Genomic DNA, 22,675 nt, shown 5'->3' on the forward strand with positions numbered 1-22,675 from the left:
TAGGTATGGCAACAGCATTAATGGGTTCATTGGAATCTGGAATTATTTTTGCGCTGATGGCACTGGGGGTTTATTTGACCTTCAGAATCCTAAACTTTCCCGACTTAACTGTAGATGGTAGCTTTACCACAGGGGGAGCCATGGCAGCTGCCATGATCGTAGCGGGTTATCACCCGCTACTGGCTACCTTTGCTGCAGTTATAGCGGGATGTCTGGCAGGTATTGTAACCGGGCTGCTACATACGAAAGGAAAGATTAATCCGCTCCTTTCAGGTATTTTATCTATGATAGCGCTTTATTCTATCAACCTGCGCATTATGGGTAAAGCCAACATCGGTTTACTAGGAGAAGAAACCTTGTTTAGCCAGGTAAAGGCTGTTTTCACAAGCCCATTTACCATCATTATCACGATGGCAATATTCATTCTAATTATCAAAAAGGCAATGGATTGGTTTTTGGATACAGAAATTGGGTTGTCTATCCGCGCAACAGGTGACAATGAAAAAATGATTCGAAGCTTCGCGGCGAATACCGACAATACCAAGGTTGTAGGATTAGCTCTCTCTAATGGATTGGTGGCTATGTCCGGGGCATTAATGGCCCAGTACCAAGGATTTTCTGACGTGTCGATGGGAATCGGGATGATCGTCATTGGTTTAGCCTCCGTAATTATTGGGGAAGCCATTTTTGGTCATAGAAATATTCGCCGTGCAACAATTGCCGTCATTGGTGGAGCGATTGTTTATCGCATTATCGTTGCCCTGGCCTTGCGAGTTGGCTTGAATCCTTCGGATATGAAGCTGATGACAGCATTGATTGTCATTGCCGCCTTAATCGCGCCGAAAATCATCGACAGCTGGAAGGAAAAGAGAAAAAAAGCTCAAAAAAAACAGGCTCGGAACGCCTTAGTGAGAGGTGAGAATCATGCTGAAACTTAAAAATATCAACAAGGTGTTCAACGAAGGGACTGTGGATGAGAAGATTGCTCTTGAGCGAATTAATTTAACCTTAAAGCCAGGTGATTTTGTCACCATTATCGGAAGTAATGGGGCAGGAAAATCAACCATGATGAATATGATCTCCGGGGTACTGACTCCGGATGAGGGTACGGTTGAGATTGATGGCAAAGTTGTAAATGACCTATCCGAGCATCAGCGAGCACCGATGATCGGTCGGGTGTTCCAAGATCCTATGTCTGGGACAGCTCCTACGATGACGATTGAAGAAAATTTAGCGATGGCCTTTTCCCGCAATAAAAAGCGGACATTGAGCAAAGGGGTCAATGGCAAGCGCAAAGAAATGTTTTATGAATACTTAAAGTCTCTGGGATTAGGCCTAGAGGGCCGCTTGACGGCAAAGGTGGGGCTTTTATCCGGGGGAGAACGGCAAGCGTTGAGTCTGCTCATGGCTACTTTTACCCAGCCGAATGTGCTGCTGCTGGATGAACATACGGCAGCATTAGACCCTGCAAGAGCGGAGCTGATCACCCAGCTGACCAAAGAGATTGTAGAAAAATCTAAGCTCACCACGCTCATGGTTACTCATAATATGAAGCAAGCGATAGATCTGGGAAATCGGCTGATCATGATGGATAAGGGCCGAATTATTCTTGATGTACCAGAACAGGAAAAGAAGAATTTAACAATTGAAGGGCTCCTGAAGGAATTCGAGCGCTTTAAAGGTGTTGCCAGCGACCGTGTCTTGTTAGGATAATGTCTGTCTTCGAAAGCAGTGTCATATAATTAAAAAAGCGATGTGGATGGTAACGGTCAATGGTCTAGCCGCACAATCTTTGACGGAGGGAAACATCATGACCGATCTATATCAGGTTTTGACACCGCAAGGAGAGCTAACTCAGAACATAGATGACAGGATCGATACCGAAACTATGGTAAAAATGTATAAAAATATGGTGTTAGTTCGTTTATTTGACCGTAAATCGGTAATATTGCAAAGGCAAGGTAGAATGGGAACGTATGCCCCCTTTGAAGGCCAGGAAGCTTCGCAGGTTGGAAGTGCCATGGCTTTGACTGCGGGAGACTGGCTGTTCCCGACCTATCGGGACCATGGAGCGAGCATTACTCATGGGCAATCGCTCATGCGCGTATTTCTATATTGGATGGGACATATGGAAGGGTCTATCAGCCCGGAAGGAAAAAACATTATGCCGCCTTGTGTCCCCATCGCTACGCAAATGGTTCATGCCGTTGGAACGGCATGGGCAAGCAAGATCAAGGGAGAAAAGAAGGTAAGTATGGCCTACTTCGGTGATGGAGCAACTTCGGAAGGAGACTTTCATGAGGCATTAAATTTCGCCGGAGTATTCAAGGTGCCTGCCATCTTTTTCTGTCAGAATAACGGATTCGCTATCAGTGTTGCGTTTGAGCAGCAATCCGCTTCAGCCACGATTGCCCAACGTGCGGCGGCTTACGATATCCCGGGCGTTCAAGTGGATGGGAATGATATTTTTGCGGTTTGGCTTACGGTTAAGGAGGCCATGGAGCGAGCTCATGCCAGTGCTGGCCCGACTCTCATCGAAGCCATAACGTTCCGCTATGGAGCCCATACCACTGCAGATGACCCGAAAAAGTACCGCAATCAAGATGCTTTATCTCATCAGTGGCGCAGCCAGCGAGATCCAATTGTCCGGCTTCGCTTACATCTGGAGAGAAGAAACCTATGGAATCAGGATAAAGAGGAACATTTGCTCAAGCAAGCTGAAAAACAAATAGATGCCGCCGTAAAAGAAGCGGAGGAATATCCGAAATCCAAGCCATCGGATATGTTCAAGCATGTCTTTGCTGAGACGCCTTGGATGATTCAGGAGCAGGAACAAGAGCTGGAAAGGTTCACGGACAAAGGGGAGAAATAAGCATGAGTCGAAAACTAACCATTATCCAGGCGATTACGGAGGCAATGGATCAGAAGTTAGCGGAAGATTCAAGAGTCATGCTGCTCGGGGAAGATATCGGGATCAATGGCGGTGTATTTCGTGCAACAGAAGGCTTAATCGAAAAGTACGGAAAAGATCGCGTCGTCGACACTCCTCTTGCTGAGGCCGGGATTATTGGATCTGCCATTGGCCTTGCATTAAACGGATTGATACCCGTGGCTGAGATTCAGTTTTTAGCTTTTATATATCCGGGGTTTGAGCAAATTGTATCCCATGCGGCCCGCATGAGATATCGGACTAGAGGTCAATACCATGTTCCGATGGTCATCCGTACCCCTTACGGAGCAGGGATTCGCGGTCCTGAGCTTCACTCAGAAAGTGTAGAGACCTTCTTTACGCATGTTCCCGGCTTAAAGGTTGTCGTGCCCAGTAACCCCTGTGATGCAAAGGGCTTATTAATTTCTGCCATTGAAGATCCTGATCCGGTCATATTCCTGGAACCGACCAAGCTCTATCGGGCCTTCAAGGAAGAGGTGCCAGAGGAAATGTATCGGATTCCCATCGGTAAAGCAAAGATTGTACATGAAGGATCAGATCTTTCTATTTTTGCTTGGGGTGCTATGCTGCGGGTAGCATTAAACGCAGCCAAGCAAATCAAGCGGGAAAAGGGCTGGATGTGTGAAGTGATTGATCTTCGAACGTTGTATCCGCTGGACCGAGATACGATCATTGGTTCGGTGAAGAAGACAGGAAGAGCGCTCGTTGTACAAGAAGCCCATAAAACAGTAGGTGTGGCTTCAGAAATTGTATCGTTAATTAACGATGAGGCCCTTATTTATCTAAGGTCGCCAGTCAAACGGGTCACGGGGTTTGATGTGCCGGTTCCTCAGTTCTCTATTGAGGATGATTACATGCCAACGGAAGCAAGAGTGAAGAATGGCATCGAGGAGACGATGTTATTCTAACGGCATTAGGTCATGCGATTTCATATTATGAATAAATAAGTATAAGAGGAGCCTGATAGACCAGGTTCTTTTTTTCTTGTAATCCAACCACCCGAATGCGTTATAATTAAATTATTTTAAACATTTCAGCAAAAAGAAAGGGTGGGAGAATGGAAAATGAAGACCATTCATAAAAGTTGGTTTATTCTTATCATTGCAACTTTGAATCTATTAGCATGTTTAGGATTTGGCAGATTTTCATTAGGGGCGATTATCCCGTTTATGAAGGAAGGGCTTGAGCTCAATTACAGTCAAACGGGACTAATTGCCTCTTCAGTTTTTCTTGGTTATTTATTGAGTGCGACGACAGTAGGCTATGCGGTTATACGTTTTTCAGCCAAGAAAGTGATTGTAGCCTCGCTTTTTATTACCGTAGTTGGAATGATCGGGAGCGGCCTGGCATTTAATTTCTGGACGGCTTACTTTTCCTGTTTAATTATTGGGATTGGAGCTGGCGGTGGTAATGTCACGAACCTAGGGTTGGTAGGAAAGTGGTTCTCGGCGCGCTATAGGGGAATGGCTTTAGGGGTAGTAAACGCTGGCTCAGGCATCGGGATGGTTCTAAGCGGTCTATTTGTGCCATATATGATGATGAGCTATTCATCAGATGGATGGCGAATGAGCTGGTATGCGTTGGGAGCAGCTTCATGTTTCTTTTTATTGCTAAATCTGTTTTTTATGAAGAATGATCCTTCTGAAGCAGGTTTGCGTCCATTTGGACAGGAGGAGCTCATAGAAGAGAAAACAAAAGCCAAGGAAAGCAGAGTTGAGGATCTTGGAAAAACGCAAACGATCTACGGAAACAAACTGCTATGGATGATAGGATTTACGTATCTAACTTGGGGCTTTAGTTACTTAATTTTTTCTACCTTTTTAGTGGATTACTTGATTCAAGACATTAGCTTGAGCGAGAAGGAAGCGGGTCAATTATTTGCGGTGGCGGGATTTGTTAGTATCGTAAGTGGCTATATTTGGGGCAGCATATCTGACCGAATTGGGAGAATGGCCTCCCTATTTTTTGTGTATTTGTCACAAGCAGTTCTCTTATTGGCTCTTAGCATGACTCATAGCTATGGCATTTTGCTGATCGAAACCATCCTATATGCGATTACATTGTGGGGAGTTCCAACCGTTATGGTGGCTGCTGTGGGGGATTTTGTCCATCCGTTGAAAACGCCTGTAGCCATCGGATTTATTACCCTCTTTTTTGGCGTGGGGCAATTTATCTCACCAGTGGTGACGGGTTCACTTGTGGATCTGACGGGAACGTATCATAGTGCGTTCATATTGTCGGCTATTATATGCTTTGCTGGAAGCTTGGGATGTATCAGTCTTCATTTAAGAAAGAGGAGACAAACGGCCATTATCCAGGCCTAATAATATAACAATTTTAAACATATAAAATATACCTTGACTAAAGGTTAGTAATATTAATATACTAAAAACAAGGGATACGTAATAAGAACGTTATATAAAAATAACGTTATATATTATTACACAAAAACCATTCGCTTGGAGGAAAACAACCCATGGTAAAATTGATCGCCATTTATCGCAAGCCTGAGAATGTAGAGGATTTTGATAAGCATTATAACGAAGTGCATGCACCTTTAGCGGCGAAGATGCCTGGATTAATTAAACTGGAAGTTAACAAAATCTATGGTACACCGATGGGTGAGAGCGACTTGCACTTGATTGCAGAAATGTATTTTGAAACCAAAGAGGCTTTGGTGCAAGCGTTGTCTTCTCCAGAAGGAAAAGCAGCAGGAAAAGATTTGATGGGCTTTGCGGGTAAAGTCATATCCATGCACTTCGCGGAAGTTCAATAGGAGGCTGCTTTGAAACCAAGACTTGATGACCGGGAGATCCATCAGAAGTATTACGAACAGATATGTGAAAAGCTAAAGAACGACCCATTTGCTCAGTTTCTTGGCATTAAATTAATAGAAGTCGGAGAAGGATCGGCTGTAGCGGAAGTCGTTGTGGAAGGGAATCTACTGAATGCTCATGGAACGACACATGGGGGAGTCATTTTTTCGCTAGCTGATGTCGTATTTGCCGTAGCGAGCAACTCTTATGGTAAAACCTCGGTTGCGCTTTCCATGAATATTGGATTCTTGGCAGCAAGCTGGGAAGGATCGCGATTAAGAGCCACTGCGGTGGAAGAAAAGAGAAATAACCGTACAGCTTGGTATCGTATCCGGGTAGAAAGTGAACGCGAAGTTGTTGCAATACTTGATGCATTAGTATACCGAAAAAATGATTATTTTATACCTCTAGAAGAAGCCGAAGCTTAAACGACGGGACGCAAGCAGGAGGTTACCGTGAAAGGGGCCTCTCTTCTTCTTCCTGGGAAGGGAGAACTCATGAGTGTTGTTAGTAAAAATAAGTTTAACCACTATCTAGGAATCGAAATCGAGCAAATTGATGATAACGGTTGTACAGCGACCTTAAAAGTTAGGCCTGAGCTCTACAATAGCATAGATGGCGTGGTGCATGGGGGAGTAACGGCTACCCTTGCAGACGTAGCCATGGGCTATGCGGCAGCACCTCATGTGGACGGTGTACAACAGTGCGTAACGGTTGAGAGCAAAGTGAATTACTTGTCCCCTGCTAGAGGAGAGTATATAAAAGCGGAGTCTAAGGCAGTGAAAAGAGGGGGCAAAATCATCGTCATGGAAGCGCGGATTACAACAGATGATGGTACGCTTGTTGCCATTGCTCTTGGAACGTATGCGAGGGTGCAGCCTAAGAAATAAACAAGGAAACCAATGGAAAAGGGAGGGTCAACATGGAACAAGAACCGGTATTGCTAGAACGGAACGGTCATATCGCTACCATCCGGCTAAACCGACCAGAAGAAATGAATGCTTTCAACTATGCAGCCCTTGAGAAGTTAGGTGAAATCACCGAACAGCTACAGCTTGAATCAAAGGATATCCGAGTTGTAATCGTAGCTGCTGAAGGTCGAGCTTTCTGTGCAGGGGCTGATTTGAAGGAACGCCGCACGCTGAATGAACAGCAAACACGCCGTAATGTTCGTAAGATCCGAGACGTATTTACCGCCATCGAAAGATTGCCTCAACCCACCATTGCTGCCATTAATGGGTATGCTTTTGGAGGGGGCTTCGAATTAGCGCTGGCTTGCGATTTTCGCTATGCCGTTCAGGGGGCTTTGATGGGGCTTACGGAGGTAAGTCTAGGTATTATACCTGGCGCTGGCGGGACCCAACGTCTGTCTAGGTTAGTAGGACCTTCGAAAGCCAAGGAATTGATTCTGACCGCAAGAAAAATTACCGCACAAGCTGCACTGGAGTTTGGGGTACTAAATGGAATTGCGGAAAGTCAAGAGCAGCTAATGGATCAGGCTACAACTTTAGCCAACGAAATCCTAGCGAATGCGCCTCTCGCTGTTTATCAAGCAAAGTATGCGATCGATAAGGGGAGCAGCGTGGATCTGCAAACAGGGCTTGATCTCGAATCAAAAGCCTATGAAGTGATTATTCCAACGAAAGATCGGCTTGAAGCATTAAATGCTTTCAGAGAAAAGAGAAAACCGGTATTCCGAGGAGAATAGTTTAAAAATTAGATTTGTAATCGATGCCAATGTGTTTTGGGGGAAAATAAAAAAACCTTTAGAGGATAATGGAGGAGAAAAAAATGATATTCAATACCGAAATGGAAACGATGTCACGTGAGGAGATGCAGAAGCTTCAGCTAGAGAGATTAAAAGAAACGGTGCGACGCGTTTATGAAAAGGTTCCTTTCCATAAGGAGAACTTCGATAAAGCTGGAGTGAAGCCTGAAGATATTCAATCTCTTGAAGACTTGAATAAGTTGCCTTTCATGAAGAAAACCGATCTTCGCGAAAACTATCCGTTTAATTTATTTGCTGTAGAAATGGATGAAGTGGTTCGTATCCATGGTTCTTCCGGTACAAAAGGAAAACCTACAGTAGTTGGCTATACCAAGAAGGATATTGAAAACTGGTCTGAGATTGTGGCTCGTGCGATCTGCTGTGCAGGGGGGCAACCAGGAGACATTTTCCACAATGCCTACGGGTATGGTTTGTTTACGGGCGGACTTGGTTTGCATTACGGTATTGAACGCGCTGGAGCAGTAGCTGTACCGATTTCCGGCGGGAATACACCACGCCAAATTACACTCATTCAAGACTTCCAACCGCGTGGTATTGCAGCAACTCCTTCCTATACTTTGAATATCGTGGAAGAGATGAAGAAGATGGGTCTTAACCCACGTGAAACTAGCTTGAAATATGGAATTTTTGGGGCGGAGCCATGGTCCGAAGAAATGCGTGCTCAGTTGGAACAAGAATTGGATATCAAGGCAATTGATATCTATGGTCTAAGTGAAGTTATGGGACCTGGCGTATCCATTGAGTGTTATGAAGCGCAAGATGGGTTGCATATTGCGGAAGATCACTTCCTGGCCGAGATCATTGATCCTAAAACAGGGGAAGTCCTTCCTTATGGAGAAGAAGGGGAACTGGTCTTTACTTCATTGACAAAAGAAGCATTTCCTGTTGTTCGTTACCGTACAGGAGACATCGCAACGCTTAATCCTGAGAAGTGTAAGTGTGGACGTACCTCCTTGCGCATGTCCCGGATTAAAGGCCGCGTAGACGATATGTTGATTATTCGCGGGGTGAACGTGTTCCCAACGGAAATTGAATCCGTTCTATTAGGATTTAAGCAGCTTGCTCCTCATTATCAGATTGTGATTGAACGTGATGGGGCTTTGGATCGCTTTGAAGTTCACTGTGAAGTAACCCCTGAATTTATGAATCAGGTAGGAGAATTAGAGGGAAGCGCGGAAGTTGGAAAATTGGTGAAAGCCATTGGCCATGATATGAAGAATGCTTTAGGCGTAACGGTCGTTCTTCGCGTGAATAAGCCAAACACTCTTCCCCGCAGTGAAAGTAAAGCGCTCCGTATTGTAGACAACCGGAATAAGGTTTTAGCGTAGTGCTTAGGAGGAATTAAAGATGTCCTACGAGTTCATAAAAGTGGCTGCTGAGGGAGCGGTTGGGATCATCACACTCAACCGTCCGGAAGTCCTCAATGCATTAAACTTGAAAATAGTAGATGAAATCGTGGAGGAAATGGAGCGGATGGATCGGGATGATTCCATCCGCGTCATCCTTATCACGGGTAATGAAAAGGCGTTTGCAGCGGGTGCTGACATCGATGAAATGGCAGATGAAAAAGTGATTTCCATGCTGCTTAAAGATCAATTTACCGTCTGGGATCGCATGAGCAAAATTAACAAGCCAATGATTGCTGCGGTTAGTGGTTTTGTACTTGGCGGCGGCTGCGAGTTGATGATGAGCTGTGATATGGTTATTGCTTCCGAAACGACGAAAATTGGCCAACCGGAAATTAAGCTGGGCGTCATGCCAGGGGCTGGTGGAACACAGCGCTTAACGAAGGCAGTAGGAAAAGCGAAGGCCATGGAAATGCTGCTGACCGGAGATCCGATTTCCGCTCAAGAAGCATTGCAATATGGCTTAATTAATCGAATAGTTCCTGTTGAAGTTTATTTGCAGGAAGCGATGAAGCTGGCGAGAAAAATTGCCGTTCAACCTCCTGTTGCAGCTCGTTTAATCAAAAAGTCCGTTTTAAAGGCCATGGATAATCCGTTAGACGAGGGAATGGAATATGAGCGCAATTGCTTTTATTTATTATTTGCAAGTGAAGATAAAAGCGAGGGGATGAGAGCGTTCGTAGAAAAGCGCCGTCCCAAATTTACGGGAAGGTAGGGTCCGCAAAATGTACGAGACGATTCTCTATGAACTGGTTGGCGGTGTAGCGAAGATTACACTAAATCGTCCGGATAAGTTCAACTCCTTTACAGAACTTATGCATAAGGAACTGATGGATGCTTTTAAGAAATCGGAAAAAAATGCGGAAGTCCGTTGTATCGTTCTAACCGGTACGGGCAAAGCCTTCAATGCAGGCCAAGATTTAAGTGAGGTTCAAGGCGGCAAGACAGACTTTGGCGGATTCCTGCGTAACCGTTATAATCCCCTTATTATACAAATACAAAAAACCGAAAAGCCGGTCATCGCTGCAGTAAACGGTGTAGCAGCGGGAGCAGGCATGAGCTTAGCTTTAGCTTGTGATATTCGTTTGGTTTCGGAAAAAGCTTCATTTACGGATGTCTTTGTTAATATCGGGTTAGTTCCTGATTCAGGCGGGTGCTATTTCCTTCCTCGCATCGTAGGTCTAGGGAAAGCCTTGGAGCTTGCGATGACAGGGGACAAAGTAACTGCAGAAGAAGCCTACCGAATCGGCCTAGCCAATAAAGTCTTGCCTTTGGAAGGTTTCGAACAAGAAGTCATGGCTTATGCAAGCCGCTTGGCTCAGCTTCCGACCAAAGGCATTGGATTGATCAAACGGACGATGTATAAGGGTCTTACTATGAGTTTGGAAGATACATTGGAATATGAGGCCTACGCACAAGAGATCGCTGGGGCAACGGAGGATCATCAAGAAGGAGTACAGGCATTCTTTGAAAAAAGATCGCCTGTTTTCAAAGGGAGATAAATAGAGAGGAGGGAAACGATGATGGCTAATTATCAAGTAGGTGTAATTGGAGCGGGTACGATGGGTGCAGGAATCGCTCTAGTATGTGCCCGTAAGGGACACCGCACATTTTTATTGGATGCTAACCCTGCCGTGTTGGAGAAAGCCCAATCGTATCTTTCTGCAACACTATCCAAGGATTTGGAGAAGGGGAAAATTACAGAACAGCAGAAGACTGAAATCTATGAGCTTATTGTTCCGGTATCGGACGTCGAACGTTTAGCTCCTTGTGATATCGTCATTGAGGCGGTGCCCGAGAGATTAGAGCTGAAAAAGTCGATTTTTTCATCCTTAGTAGAAGTTTGTTCACCAAAAGCGCTACTGCTAACCAATACGTCTTCGATTTCGATTACCGAGATTGCAGGAGGCTTGAAGAACCCCGAACGGATCCTAGGTTTTCACTTTTTCAATCCGGCGCCGGTTATGCCGCTTATTGAGGTCATTCGCGGTAAGAAATCGAGTCAAGAGAATGTAGAAAAGGCTTATCAGTTTGCTAAAGATCTTGGCAAGGTTCCTGTCATTGCAGGGGATACTCCAGGGTTTATCGTAAACCGGGTAGCTCGCCCTTATTATAATGAAGGTTTGCGTATTTTAGGTGATCGTGTGGCGACGGCTGAACAGATTGACCATATTATGAAAAAGGCTGGCGGTTTTAAGATGGGACCGTTTGAGCTGCAAGACTTAATTGGGATTGATATTAACTTCGCAACAACGGAGTCCGTTTATACAAACTTTTTCCATGAAGGACGTTTTAAGCCAAGTCGTATCCAGCAGCGTATGGTTCAAGCTGGAAATCTAGGAAGAAAGACAGGTGAGGGTTTCTATGACTACAACAAATAGTACGATCCTTCTGACAGGATTGAGCCCTCTCTATGAAGAGCTTAAAGGATTACTGGAAAGTAAAAACTACCAAGTGGTTTCAATAGATGAGCTGAATCAGTGGAAAGATCGCATTGATTTGGCTGTTGAAGTGACAAGTCTTGATCTAGAGATCAAAAGGGAATCCATCGTGATACTTGATGAAGCTTTGGCGCCTCATGTTCCTATCCTATCCACATCTTTGGCCATTACGGCTACAGAGATCGCCTCCTGGACGAAGTCTCCAGAGCGTGTTTGCGGATTTGGTACGTTGGTTCCCTTAGCGCAAAGAGAGCTTTTTGAAGTGGCACCTGCTTTGCAAACAGGAGAGGCTGCGGTGGATCAGGTAAAGATGTTCATTACCAGTCTAGGAAAAGAAGTGGCTGTAGTTGATGATGAAGTCGGCTTAGTATTCCCAAGAATTCTTTCTCTCATTATTAATGAAGCTGTCTTTACGGTTATGGAAGGAACAGCGACGCCTGAAGATATCGATATTGCGATGAAAAAAGGAACGAACTATCCATTCGGTCCTTTAGAGTGGGCGGATCAAATCGGGTTGGATGAGGTCTATGCCATTATCCGTGGATTGCATCGTGATCTAGCCGAGGAGCGTTTCCGCCCTGCACCGTTGTTGCGCAAGCTTGTGCTTGCGGGACGAGTAGGCCGGAGAGCAGGTCAAGGCTTTTACATTTATGAAGGGCAAGAGGTTGGATAACCATGACGATATCAAACAAGAATGTATATGTTGTCGCTAGTGCTAGAACTCCTGTGGGAAAACTGGGCGGTAGCCTAAAAGATGTACCTATGGATGACTTGTGCGTTACAGTTATACAAGAAGTCGTCCGGCGTTCCCCCATTACGGGAGAGCAGATCGATGGGGTCATTATGGGGAATGTGATTTCGGCCAGTCCCTTCATTAATATAGCTCGTGTAGGCTTGCTTAAAGCCGGGCTTCCAGAATCTCTCCCGGGTCTGACCGTAAATCGAGTTTGTGCTTCCGGATTAGAAGCCATTAATTTGGCAGCTCAATCCATTCAAGCAGGTCACGCGGAAATCATGTTAGCGGGAGGTGTAGAGAACCTCACGCGTTCCCCTTATATCATGGAGAAATTTTCTCAGCCGTATCAACGAGGTTCACAGACTCTAATTGAATCTTTCGGTGGTCCGCGTTCAGCTCCTGTTAATTTATATGGGGATTTAACGATGGGAGATACGGCCGAAAATGTAGCTGAAAAGTTTGAAATAAGCCGGGAAGACCAGGATGCGTTTGCACTGGAAAGTCAACGGCGTGCGGTTCAAGCGATTGATCAAGGCCTACTAAAAGAAGAGATTGTTCCTGTCGTCTTACCGAGCAAAAAGGGCGAGCCTATCGTGTTTGATACAGATGAATATCCGCGCCGGGATGCTTCATTAGGATCCCTAGCGAAGTTAAGACCTGCCTTTCGTAAGGGCGGGACGGTAACAGCAGGAAATTCCTCTGGAATTAATGATGGGGCAGCCGCCGTTTTGCTTATGAGTGAAGAGAAGTTGAAAGAAACGGGCGCGCAGCCGCTAGGCCGTATCGTTCACTTTGCCTGCGGTGGGGTGGATCCAAAGATTATGGGTATTGGACCTGTAGTGGCGATTCGCAAGCTATTGGCTGAAACGAACCTATCTATAGATGATATTGATTTATTTGAGTTAAATGAAGCTTTTGCTTCTCAATCCTTGGCATGTATCCGAGAATTGGGTCTTCCGATGGATCGGACGAATGTTAATGGCGGAGCGATAGCCTTTGGCCATCCGCTCGGCATGAGTGGAGCTCGTTTGCTTGGAGCGATCCTTTATGAGCTTCGCCGCCGCAATAAGAGATATGGCGTAGTTTCCCTCTGCATAGGTGGAGGTCAAGGGTTGGCTACACTAGTTGAAGCCCTTTAAGTAAAAACAAAAAGGAGAGATTCCTATGAAAACGCCGGTCATTATAGATGCTGTTCGTACGGCTATCGGACGGCATGGGGGAGCTTTAAGAGAGGTTCGTCCAGATGATCTTGGAGCTGTAGTGATTCAAAAATTATTAGAACGTAATCCCATTGATCGTGAAATCATCGAAGATGTCATTTTCGGATGTGCGAATCAAGCGGGTGAAGATAATCGAGATGTAGCAAGGATGTCCCTGCTGTTGGCCGGATTGCCTGTAACCATACCCGGTGTAACGGTAAACCGTTTGTGCGGTTCCGGTCTTGAAGCTGTCAATCAATCGGCTAGTGCGATTGCTGCTGGGCGTGGCCAGGTGTATATTGCGGGTGGAACAGAAAGCATGACCCGAGCTCCCCTAGTCATGATGAAGGCGGGCTCGGCTTATCAAAGAGGGAGCATGCAATTGCATGATACGACTCTAGGATGGCGTTTAGTGAACCCTAAGATGGATGAGATGTATCCAACGATTTCTTTAGGAGAAACGGCAGAAAACGTAGCTGAACAATTTGGCATCAGCCGGGAAGCTCAGGATGAGTTTGCCCTCGCGAGCCAACTAAAGTATGGGAAAGCACAAGCCGAAGGTAAATTTGCATCAGAAATCGTTCCTGTGGAAATCCGTGGACGGAAGGGGGACGTGACGATTTTTGATCGTGATGAACATCCGCGTCCTGAAACCACGATGGATCAGTTAGTAAAGCTGAAGCCTGCCTTTAGACAAGGCGGATCGGTTACTGCTGGGAACTCTTCCGGGTTAAATGATGGGGCAGCTGCCTTGTTGCTGATGGATGAGGAAAAGGCTACAGAATTGGGGTTAAAGCCTAAAGCGAGAGTGGTAGCTTCTGCGGTTGCTGGAGTGGATCCTTCCGTTATGGGAATTGGACCAATTCCTGCTACACGAAAAGCATTAAAGCAAGCCAGCCTTGCCATTGACGATATCGATTTGTTTGAAATAAACGAGGCGTTTGCCGCGCAAGCCCTTGCCTGCATTAAGGATCTAAACATCGATATGGGGAAAGTCAATGTAAACGGGGGAGCGATAGCTTTAGGACACCCACTGGGATGCAGCGGTGCGCGCATTCTTACCACGCTTCTTCATGAAATGGAGCGCAGACAGGTTCGTTATGGCTTAGCAACGATGTGCATAGGTGTGGGTCAAGGCATAGCTACCATTATTGAACGGGTGTAAGAGAATGAAAGAAGGGTTAAAGCCAGGAGTCCAGGTTGAATTCCGTGTAGTCGTTGATGAATCGATGCGGCCCTCATTTGATGGCCAAGTGGTCCATGATGTGATGTCTACCGTTACGATGATTTACTATATGGAGAAGTCCGGTCGTAAGGTCATCCTTCCCTTCCTTGATGAAGGGGAGGAGGGGGCCGGTTTATCTGTGGATATAAAACATGTTGGTCCTGCTGTTTTAGGGCAAGAGGTAACCTTTCGAGCGCTATGTACAGAAGTGACAGAAACAAGGGTAGTTTGTGAAGTAACAGCAGAGACAGCCTTTAATCTTGTTGGCAAAGGGGTATTTACCCAAGCGATCTTTATGAAAAAGGATATGGACCAACGGATTGCAGAACTTGAAAAAAAGCTAGAAAAAGAGCCACGACATCACTAAGGTCGTGGCTCCTTATAGAGTGCAAATTATCGGTTTTTCTTTACACGGGTTAAGAACAAGCTGATTTCGCCTTTAGTGAAAAACTGTCCATCCTCCCCTTCTTCAGGGAATACGAGGGCTGGCGACACAGAGAAGATTTCTGCATTGGTTGGAGTAAAGAAAATCAGTTGGACGAACTCATGATTCGGAAACTGCCAAGTGACCAGTTCACAATTGGTGGTTGTACAGCTGCTTACATTAATAATGTAGTCTTCATAGGGATAGGTCTCCTCATATCGTATCGCAAGTTCTCTTCGCTCCTGTTGATTAGCAATAGCCTTCATGTTTATCATCACCTTTCCATGAAATGGTTATCTTACGGAATAAGAAAGTATAAACTTCTCGGGGTATCATTCTTATTCCGCATAAAAAGCTTCCTCTAAAGGTGGTCTAGCTACCCTGAGGTCCTTCAATGAAGCTTTTTTTAATTTATCCTTTGATCTATATTAATTAATCTATAGAGCTTGCTGAAATTATATGACGTTTGAAAACGATTTCGTAAAAAAACCATCATACTATTTAAATCCATTGTATACCACCTGGAAAGAAGAAGCAAGGAATGATAATGTTCGTCACAAAATGTTCTAAAAGGAAGACTTTAAAAAAAAAGATGATTTCATAAAAGATTCTCAAAATGGATTGACGACATATGCTGTATTTAATATAATAACGTTAATAATACGTTATATGAATTTTACGTCATATAATTAGGCGGATTGGAAGGCTTTGTTGCCTTTGGGATATTGGTGCATAATAGGAAAGAAATTTATGAAGGAGTTGATACAATGAAGCCCCAATCGCTGCTATTTACGATATACGGAGAATATGTAAGGCATTATGGGAGCGAAATATGGGTCGGTAGCTTAACGAAGCTGATGGGCGAGTTCGGTATGACAGAGCAAGCGGTTAGAGCGGCTATCTCCCGAATGCTAAGACAGGGTTGGCTAGACTCAAAAAAAATGGGGAATCGCAGCTATTATTCCATGTCTGAACGCGGTAAGAGAAGGATGGATGAAGCGGCAGAACGTATTTATAAGGTGGACAATCAGGGATGGGATGGGAAGTGGTGTATAGCCAGCTATAACATTCCGGAGGACCATCGGAAGCTAAGAGACCAGCTTCGCAAAGAGCTCAGTTTCTTAGGATTCGGTATGTTGACGAATAGCACATGGATTTCTCCAAATGACTTGGTAGATCGGCTGAAGGATATTACTCAAGCATATGAAATCAATGATTATGTGGAAATCTTTTCAGCCGCTCACATAGGATGGAGCGAAGCTCACCAGTTAGTGGAGAAGTGCTGGAACTTAGACCAGATTAATGAGGCTTATAAAGAGTTCATACAGCTGTATGAGCCACAGTATAAGGAGCATTTGCAGCAATTGGAGAAGAATCAAGAGATTCCAGACAGTCATTGTTTTGTAGAGAAAACTAAACTCGTCCATCACTACAGAAAGTTTTTGTTTATTGATCCTGATCTTCCGGAGGAGTTACTACCCTCTGTCTGGTTTGGAAAAGAGGCTGACGATCTATTTAAGCATTACTATAATCTGCTTAATCCGGGAGCTGTTCGGTTCTTCGAAGAGGCTTATGAACCGATACCAGTCTAGTCCACAAGTATATGTTAGACCCTATGCTTTATGAATAGGGTCTTGCTATAAAAAAAGCTTTATTGAAGCATTACACGTTAGCCAGACCACATTTAGAGGAATCTTTTTATGCTTCTGGGAAAGTTAAGTTTCTTTATCTCTTAGGAAAACGAAACTTTTCCATCCAGAAAAAAAGCTTCATTTACGAGTTGGAGGGAGAGGAAAGGTTTTTTATACAAAGAATGAAACCGTATTCAAATGGTTTAATCCGGTGGGAGTACTAGGAGATTGTAACTAGAGGGGGGAACAAAAGTGACGGAGTTGCTACAGTACATTGCAAACGGTTTAGTTTCAGGTGGTATTTATGCGATTGTCGCAGTGGGGTTTATAACCATCTATAACGTTAGTAAGGTAATCAATATGGCTCAAGGGGAATTTTTAATGCTTGGGGGAATGTTAACGGTTACCTTTATTAGTATGAAAATCCCGTATGCTGGGGCATTTATTTTATCCGTTTTAATTGTTACAGGAATTGGGATTTTAATTCAAAAAGGAATTATTGCAAATGCCAAAAATGCAAATCCGATCAGTTTGATTATCTTAACGATTGGATTGTCGATATTAATCCGCGGGTTGGCTAGTTTCTTCTGGGGGAAGGATCCCTTCGCATTAGAGCCACTTACAAGCAATAACCCTGTTTCCATTGGCGGAGTGAACGTAGCTCAGCAAAGTATTTGGGTTATTGTATCTGTGTTACTTATTCTACTTGCTTTGTGGTATTTAATGGATAAAACCATGTTAGGGAAAAAGATTAGCGCATGTTCTGTCAATCCTTTAGCAGCTAAATTAATGGGGATTAGTCCTTCTAAAATGACGATGCTATCCTTTGCTATAAGCGCTGCAACTGGAGCTGTAGCAGGAATCGTTATAGCACCACTAAGTGTTACTGCGTATGACGTAGGAGTTCTACTAGGCGTCAAGGGTTTCGCTGCAGCTATTCTGGGCGGCTTGGGAAATCCACTTGGAGCAACGGCAGCTGGTTTCCTGCTTGGTTTATTGGAATCAATGGGAGCAGGATATGTGAGCTCTGGTCTGAAAGATGCTATAGCCTTCTTAATTCTAATTGCGGTATTACTGATCAAACCAACTGGGCTCTTTGGAGAACGTAGCGTTGGAAAGGGAGGCCTGTAATGAAAAGAGATAAAAAATTCCCAAAAGGTATATTGGTATATCTATTAATTGTTATCTTATTTCCGCTAATTATCAGTGATAGCTACTATCAATCTGTTGGAGTGATTATTGGGCTGCATGCCATCGTAACCATTGGTTTATGTTTAGTTATGGGTCTCGCTGGTCAAATCTCGCTTGGGCAAGCGGCATTTTGGGGGTTAGGTGCTTATACCTCCGCTGTCTTGACAACCAATTACGGCATTCCACCCGTATTGGGATTAATAGCAGCTGCTCTTGTCCCGGGATTATTTGCCTATCTGCTGGCGCGGGCTATAGCAGGGCTGCAGGGTTATTATCTAGCAATGGCAACTCTAGCTTTTGGTTATATTGTCCAGATTGGAATTAAGGAATGGGAGCCGGTAACAGGAGGATCAAATGGAATTATCGGCATTCCTACAATTGGCTTTTTTGGTGAATCGGAAGTGGGAATGTACTATCTGGTATGGGGATTTGTTACGCTAGTTCTCCTGTTTTCTTTAAATATCTTAAACTCCCGTGTAGGGCGTGCTTACCGCGCAATTCATAAGAGTGAAATAGCGGCTACATCCATGGGGATTGATGTACGTCAGTTTAAGTTGAGTGCCTTTGTAGTAAGTGGCATGTTTGCCGGAATATCTGGTGGATTATATGCGCATTATATCGGAATTTTGGATCCACAGCCTTTTGGGATGCATGAGTCGATCGTATTTATTACGATGGTCGTTATCGGGGGAATGACAAGTATTTGGGGAGCTTTGGTCGGTACGGTGATCATTGAATTTATCAGTGAAGGCCTTGTAATGGCTAGCCATGCTATTCCTGGATTAAAGGGAGATATCGATACCATTGTGTTCGGTGCAATCCTTGTTCTCATTGTTATGTTTATGCCCGAGGGACTCGTTCCGCGGATCCGCACAACCTATCTAAAGTATCAAGTGAAAAAGTCAGAGTATCCTGAAAAGAAAAAGGAAAGGGAGACGGTGGCATGACGGAAAAACTACTAGAAGTACAGCAAATCACAATGGACTTTGGTGGAGTTCGTGCTGTCAACAACGTTTCTTTTGATGTAAAGCCTGGAGAGATCGTAGCCTTGATAGGACCGAATGGAGCAGGGAAAAGCACCGTCTTGAATATGGTTTCTGGGGTGCTTCAGCCGACACAAGGAGAAATCTATTTCCAAAAGCAAAGATTGTCTAGGGTAAAAGGATACGAATACCCTAGTTTAGGAATAGCCCGTACCTTTCAGAACCTGCAAACGTTTGATGATATGACCGTTTTAGAAAATGTCATGGTAGGCTTTCATTCGAATACGAAATCAGGTCTACTGGCATGCGGTCTGAAGTTAGGCTTTGCAAGGAAAGAAGAGAGTTCAATGTTTGACCGTGCTTATGAGCTGCTTAAGCTGGTTGGCATCCCAACGTTAGGTCATCTTCAGGCGGGTAGTCTATCCTATGGAAAGCTTCGCTTAATGGAGATTGCCCGTGCCCTGGCAACGAATCCTAAATTGTTGCTGTTGGATGAACCGGCAGCTGGTCTCAATCACTCGGAAACGCTAGAAATGACAGAAATGTTTAGGCATATCCGAAAACAGGGAACGGCTATTCTATTAGTTGAACATGACATGGATATGATCATGAATGTAGCGGATCGAATTGTCGTGCTAGACCAGGGAGGAAAGATCGCGGAGGGCTTGCCTTCCGAGATTCAGGAGGATCCGAAGGTTATCGCGGCCTATTTAGGACAGGAAGATGAAGCGGCTGAGACCGCGTAACAAGGGGGTGTTCACATGGCAGCAAAGACCATTTTACAAGTCGAAAACATTACTGCCCGATATGGCCCGGTTCAAGTTCTTCATGGTGTCAACATGAATGTAAAAGAAGGGGAGATCGTCTCTCTTCTTGGGTCCAACGGAGCGGGAAAAACGACGCTTCTGAATTGCATTTGCGGATTACACGGGGCTAAAGAAGGCCGTGTGGAATTGAATGGGCAGGTGATTAGTTCAGTTCCGGCAGAGAAAGTGGTTTCTCTAGGCATGGCACATGTACCAGAGAGAAGACAGATCTTTTCCACTCTATCCGTGGAAGATAACTTATGGCTTGGGGCCTCCCATCGGATGCCTAAGGTAAGCAAAAGGGAAATCCTTAAAGAAATGGATACGATTTATCAGCGATTTCCTATTCTTTCTGAGCGCAGATGGCAGATGGGAGGAACGCTATCTGGAGGCCAGCAGCAGATGCTTGCGATGGGTCGAGCTCTTTTATCCCGGCCGAAATTGCTTTTATTAGACGAGCCTTCTTTAGGCCTGGCCCCTTTAATAGGAAAGGAAATCTTGCAAATTGTTCAAGAGATTCGTTCTGAGTGGGGAACTACTGTACTGCTAGTAGAGCAAAATGCTAGAGCTGCCCTCGCCATCTCTGACCGTGCTTATGTCTTAAATACAGGTAAAATTGCCATGGAAGGAAACGCGGCCGAGGTTCTGAAGGATCCGCGCGTGCAGTCGGCTTATTTAGGAAAGGCCCATGCCTAGGTGTTATTGCAAGATAACATAGATTTATATTCAAAAAAATATTAGGGGGTTTATTCAAAAATGAAAAAGCTGATCAGAAAAAGTCTTTTGCCTATTATGACTGCTTCCTTAATGTTGATGACGGCTTGTTCCGGGGGTGGCAGCAGCCAACCAGCGGAGCCTGTATCGTCTAATAGCAATACCGAAGCACCTGCAGTATCAAAGGATCCTATTAAAGTGGGTGCGATTTTCTCCATGACTGGTCCAAACAGTCCGCTTGGTGTACCTGAAAAGCAAGCCGTAGAGCTCTTGCTTAAAGAGATTAACGATGCTGGCGGCGTAAACGGACGTCCATTGGAAGTTATTTTTGAAGATGATAAATCGGACAACACAGAAGCGGTTAAAGCGATGAGGAAGTTGGTGTCTTCTGATAAAGTAGCTGCTGTACTGGGCTCTTCCGGAAGTGGTCCTTCTTTGGGTATGGCCGAGTTTGCGGATAAGCAAAAGGTAACGATGATTTCCATGGCAGCGGCGGATCAAATTACAAATCCGGTTCGTCCTGGTGTCTATAAGACCCCTCATACCGATGTGCATGCAACGAAGCGTTCCTATAAATTTTTGCAAGAAAAGGGTTGGAATAAGGTTGCCATCCTTTATGACAGCAACGCTTATGGAAGTGGATATGCCGTTCAGCTTAAAAAGTTTGCCCCTGATTATGGTTTAACTATCGTTGCTGAAGAAAAGTACGGTACGCAAGATCCTTCGATGAGCTCCCAGTTAACGAAGATCAAAGGATCCGGTGCGCAAGTCATTTATGTAGCGGGTACAAACCCTGGGCCTGCCACTATTGCCAAGGAAGCTAAACAGCTTGGCATAGAAATTCCTATTGTTAGCTCCCACGGAAGTGCCAATGGGAAGTTCTTAGAGTTGGCTGGAGATGCAGCAAATGGCGTATATATGGTAGCAGGTAAAATGCTGGTTCCTGATCAAGTGGATCCTAATGACCCTCAAGCTGCTATTATCAAGAAGTTCGTAGAAGGCTATCAAGCGTCTTACAATGCTCCTGCAGACGGGTTTGCCGGATATGGCTATGATGGATTGAATCTTCTTGTTGAGGGCCTCAAACTCGTTGACGGGGACTTCTCGAAGCTTCCTGAAGCCTTACAGCAGGTGAATTATGTTGGGGTAACCGGAGAATTTAAGTTCACAGCAGAAGATCATAGCGGCTTGCATGAGGATAGCATGATCATTGTTGAAGTAAAAGATGGAAAGTATCAAATTGTAAAATAGTTATGTCTGAAAAGAGGGTTCTCTGACCCTCTTTTTTTTCTGGAAAAGAGAAAATGCTTTCTTTATACTGTCAGAATTTATAACTTGGTTATATTATCTGGACAGCACAAGGAAAACTTGTTAACGCAGAACTTTAGTCTTTGCGTTAGCCAAGTTTTCTGGAAGCGTTAAAGCCAATTAATAAGGAGCAAGTCATCATGTCAGGGATTTTAAAAAGCTTACTAGCCGTTGCTCCACTTTTGAGTAAGGGTCTAGTTTACGACTGCATGGTTGGAGTTACCGATACAGAAAAGTTTCTAGCCTATTATCCGGGAGGCAACTTGGATCTGAAAATTAAGGTAGGGGACCCACTGCGTCCTGGAAGCATTAATTATGCAGCTGTGAAGGATAAGAAAAGAACGTTGAGGGTTGTTCCTCGGGAAGTATATGGCGTTCCGTATATTGCGGTTGGCTACCCTGTATTTGAAAATGGCAAGGTACTTGGCTGCTTGGCTACAGGAGTGTCCACCGATCGGGAGGATCGCCTTCAAGCGATGGCAGAGGAGCTGGCTGGGGCAGTCGAAAATATTATGCTGAGTACAGAACAAGTGTCCAAGTCTTCCGTACAGCTGGCCTCTACAAGCCAGGAAATAAGCTCTTCTACGCAAATGGTGCGGCAAAGGATCGAGGAAACTTCAAAAATGAGTGAACTCATTCGTCATGTTTCTACGCAGACGAATATCCTAGGAATCAATGCGGCCATTGAAGCAGCGCGTGCAGGGGTTCACGGGAGAGGTTTTTCTGTAGTCGCGGATGAAATTCGTAAGCTCTCTGACAATACGGCATCTTCTACAAAGTCAATATCCCGTCACCTTCAGGAAATGAGCCAGCTTATTTCAGTTGTTACACAAGAGATGGAAAACACAAATCAGTATACCCTGCAGCAATCTTCTCAGATCCAGGAGTTGCATGCTGTTATTCAGCGACTGCATGGTATGGCTGAAGAATTAAAAGGTCTTGCAAAACTGAGCGGGAACTAGACCAATTTACTAAATATTAAATTCAATGAGTTAATTCGGAAAGATACTATTGACAAGAATATATGACGGTATGTTATTATAACGTTATAAAAAC

The 22,675-nt window shown here is 44.6% G+C and carries 25 protein-coding genes; 24 read left to right on the plus strand and 1 reads right to left on the minus strand.

Annotation, left to right across the window (positions count from 1 at the left end; translation table 11 throughout):
- Nucleotides 1–5: 5 nt before the first annotated feature.
- The 17 genes from ABLT31_RS23410 (at nt 6) to ABLT31_RS23490 (ending at nt 14,929) form a co-directional block, all read left to right on the plus strand.
- Nucleotides 6–938 (plus strand): ABC transporter permease, encoded by a 933-nt coding sequence (locus tag ABLT31_RS23410; protein WP_367756278.1) that lies wholly within the window; start codon nt 6–8, stop codon nt 936–938.
- Nucleotides 925–1,713 (plus strand): ABC transporter ATP-binding protein, encoded by a 789-nt coding sequence (locus ABLT31_RS23415; RefSeq protein WP_367756280.1) that lies wholly within the window; start codon nt 925–927, stop codon nt 1,711–1,713. Before ABLT31_RS23410 ends, ABLT31_RS23415 begins: the two co-directional genes overlap by 14 nt.
- A gap of 97 nt (nt 1,714–1,810) precedes the next feature.
- Entirely contained in the window at nt 1,811–2,872 is a 1,062-nt protein-coding gene (gene pdhA / locus ABLT31_RS23420; protein ID WP_367756439.1) for a pyruvate dehydrogenase (acetyl-transferring) E1 component subunit alpha, read from the plus strand.
- 2 nt (nt 2,873–2,874) lie between these two features.
- Nucleotides 2,875–3,858 carry an alpha-ketoacid dehydrogenase subunit beta gene (locus tag ABLT31_RS23425; protein ID WP_367756282.1) on the plus strand — a complete coding sequence of 328 codons (984 nt, stop codon included), beginning with the start codon at nt 2,875–2,877 and terminating at the stop codon, nt 3,856–3,858.
- Between the two features lie 156 nt (nt 3,859–4,014).
- Nucleotides 4,015–5,274: an MFS transporter gene (locus ABLT31_RS23430; protein WP_367756284.1), complete on the plus strand. Its 1,260-nt coding sequence runs from the start codon at nt 4,015–4,017 to the stop codon at nt 5,272–5,274.
- Nucleotides 5,275–5,426: 152 nt separating this feature from the next.
- Nucleotides 5,427–5,726 (plus strand): EthD family reductase, encoded by a 300-nt coding sequence (locus ABLT31_RS23435; RefSeq protein WP_367756287.1) that lies wholly within the window; start codon nt 5,427–5,429, stop codon nt 5,724–5,726.
- Nucleotides 5,727–5,735: 9 nt separating this feature from the next.
- Complete coding sequence (locus tag ABLT31_RS23440) at nt 5,736–6,194, plus strand: hotdog fold thioesterase (RefSeq protein WP_367756289.1); 459 nt, start codon at nt 5,736–5,738, stop codon at nt 6,192–6,194.
- 69 nt (nt 6,195–6,263) lie between these two features.
- Nucleotides 6,264–6,656 carry a PaaI family thioesterase gene (locus ABLT31_RS23445; RefSeq protein ID WP_367756441.1) on the plus strand — a complete coding sequence of 131 codons (393 nt, stop codon included), beginning with the start codon at nt 6,264–6,266 and terminating at the stop codon, nt 6,654–6,656.
- Nucleotides 6,657–6,688: 32 nt separating this feature from the next.
- Complete coding sequence (locus ABLT31_RS23450) at nt 6,689–7,474, plus strand: enoyl-CoA hydratase-related protein (RefSeq protein WP_367756291.1); 786 nt, start codon at nt 6,689–6,691, stop codon at nt 7,472–7,474.
- A gap of 83 nt (nt 7,475–7,557) precedes the next feature.
- Nucleotides 7,558–8,883 (plus strand): phenylacetate--CoA ligase PaaK, encoded by a 1,326-nt coding sequence (paaK, locus tag ABLT31_RS23455; RefSeq protein ID WP_367756293.1) that lies wholly within the window; start codon nt 7,558–7,560, stop codon nt 8,881–8,883.
- A gap of 19 nt (nt 8,884–8,902) precedes the next feature.
- Nucleotides 8,903–9,676 carry an enoyl-CoA hydratase-related protein gene (locus tag ABLT31_RS23460; RefSeq protein WP_367756295.1) on the plus strand — a complete coding sequence of 258 codons (774 nt, stop codon included), beginning with the start codon at nt 8,903–8,905 and terminating at the stop codon, nt 9,674–9,676.
- A 10-nt stretch (nt 9,677–9,686) separates the two neighbouring features.
- A complete protein-coding gene (locus tag ABLT31_RS23465; protein ID WP_367756297.1) occupies nt 9,687–10,463 on the plus strand; it encodes an enoyl-CoA hydratase-related protein in 777 nt (258 codons plus the stop codon).
- 21 nt (nt 10,464–10,484) lie between these two features.
- Nucleotides 10,485–11,342, plus strand: coding sequence for a 3-hydroxyacyl-CoA dehydrogenase NAD-binding domain-containing protein (locus ABLT31_RS23470; RefSeq protein WP_367756299.1), 858 nt, complete (start codon nt 10,485–10,487; stop codon nt 11,340–11,342).
- Nucleotides 11,326–12,075, plus strand: coding sequence for a 3-hydroxyacyl-CoA dehydrogenase family protein (locus ABLT31_RS23475; RefSeq protein WP_367756301.1), 750 nt, complete (start codon nt 11,326–11,328; stop codon nt 12,073–12,075). Before ABLT31_RS23470 ends, ABLT31_RS23475 begins: the two co-directional genes overlap by 17 nt.
- A gap of 2 nt (nt 12,076–12,077) precedes the next feature.
- Entirely contained in the window at nt 12,078–13,277 is a 1,200-nt protein-coding gene (locus ABLT31_RS23480) for a thiolase family protein (RefSeq protein ID WP_367756303.1), read from the plus strand.
- A 25-nt stretch (nt 13,278–13,302) separates the two neighbouring features.
- Complete coding sequence (locus ABLT31_RS23485) at nt 13,303–14,502, plus strand: thiolase family protein (RefSeq protein WP_367756305.1); 1,200 nt, start codon at nt 13,303–13,305, stop codon at nt 14,500–14,502.
- Nucleotides 14,503–14,506: 4 nt separating this feature from the next.
- Entirely contained in the window at nt 14,507–14,929 is a 423-nt protein-coding gene (locus ABLT31_RS23490; protein ID WP_367756308.1) for a thioesterase family protein, read from the plus strand.
- A 26-nt stretch (nt 14,930–14,955) separates the two neighbouring features.
- Here the strand turns inward: ABLT31_RS23490 and ABLT31_RS23495 are convergent, their stop codons facing one another.
- Nucleotides 14,956–15,252, minus strand: coding sequence for a hypothetical protein (locus ABLT31_RS23495; protein ID WP_367756310.1), 297 nt, complete (start codon nt 15,250–15,252; stop codon nt 14,956–14,958).
- A 501-nt stretch (nt 15,253–15,753) separates the two neighbouring features.
- Here ABLT31_RS23495 and paaX point away from each other — a divergent pair.
- The 7 genes from paaX to ABLT31_RS23530 all read left to right on the plus strand — a co-directional run bounded on the left by paaX (nt 15,754) and on the right by ABLT31_RS23530 (nt 22,581).
- On the plus strand, nt 15,754–16,578 hold the full coding sequence (gene paaX / locus ABLT31_RS23500) for a phenylacetic acid degradation operon negative regulatory protein PaaX (protein ID WP_367756312.1): 825 nt from the start codon (nt 15,754–15,756) through the stop codon (nt 16,576–16,578).
- Nucleotides 16,579–16,869: 291 nt separating this feature from the next.
- Complete coding sequence (locus ABLT31_RS23505; protein ID WP_367756314.1) at nt 16,870–17,748, plus strand: branched-chain amino acid ABC transporter permease; 879 nt, start codon at nt 16,870–16,872, stop codon at nt 17,746–17,748.
- Nucleotides 17,748–18,755: a branched-chain amino acid ABC transporter permease gene (locus ABLT31_RS23510; RefSeq protein ID WP_367756316.1), complete on the plus strand. Its 1,008-nt coding sequence runs from the start codon at nt 17,748–17,750 to the stop codon at nt 18,753–18,755. The genes ABLT31_RS23505 and ABLT31_RS23510 overlap by 1 nt, the downstream gene beginning before the upstream one ends.
- Nucleotides 18,752–19,537, plus strand: a complete 786-nt coding sequence (locus ABLT31_RS23515; RefSeq protein ID WP_367756318.1) for an ABC transporter ATP-binding protein — start codon at nt 18,752–18,754, stop codon at nt 19,535–19,537. Before ABLT31_RS23510 ends, ABLT31_RS23515 begins: the two co-directional genes overlap by 4 nt.
- 15 nt (nt 19,538–19,552) lie before the next feature.
- Entirely contained in the window at nt 19,553–20,293 is a 741-nt protein-coding gene (locus ABLT31_RS23520) for an ABC transporter ATP-binding protein (RefSeq protein ID WP_367756320.1), read from the plus strand.
- A gap of 60 nt (nt 20,294–20,353) precedes the next feature.
- The gene (locus ABLT31_RS23525; RefSeq protein ID WP_367756322.1) at nt 20,354–21,562 is read left to right on the plus strand and encodes an ABC transporter substrate-binding protein; all 1,209 of its coding nucleotides are present in this window, start codon (nt 20,354–20,356) and stop codon (nt 21,560–21,562) included.
- A gap of 197 nt (nt 21,563–21,759) precedes the next feature.
- A complete protein-coding gene (locus ABLT31_RS23530) occupies nt 21,760–22,581 on the plus strand; it encodes a methyl-accepting chemotaxis protein (RefSeq protein ID WP_367756324.1) in 822 nt (273 codons plus the stop codon).
- The last annotated feature ends 94 nt before the right edge of the window (nt 22,582–22,675 follow it).

The sequence above is a fragment of the Ammoniphilus soli genome, from assembly GCF_040813775.1.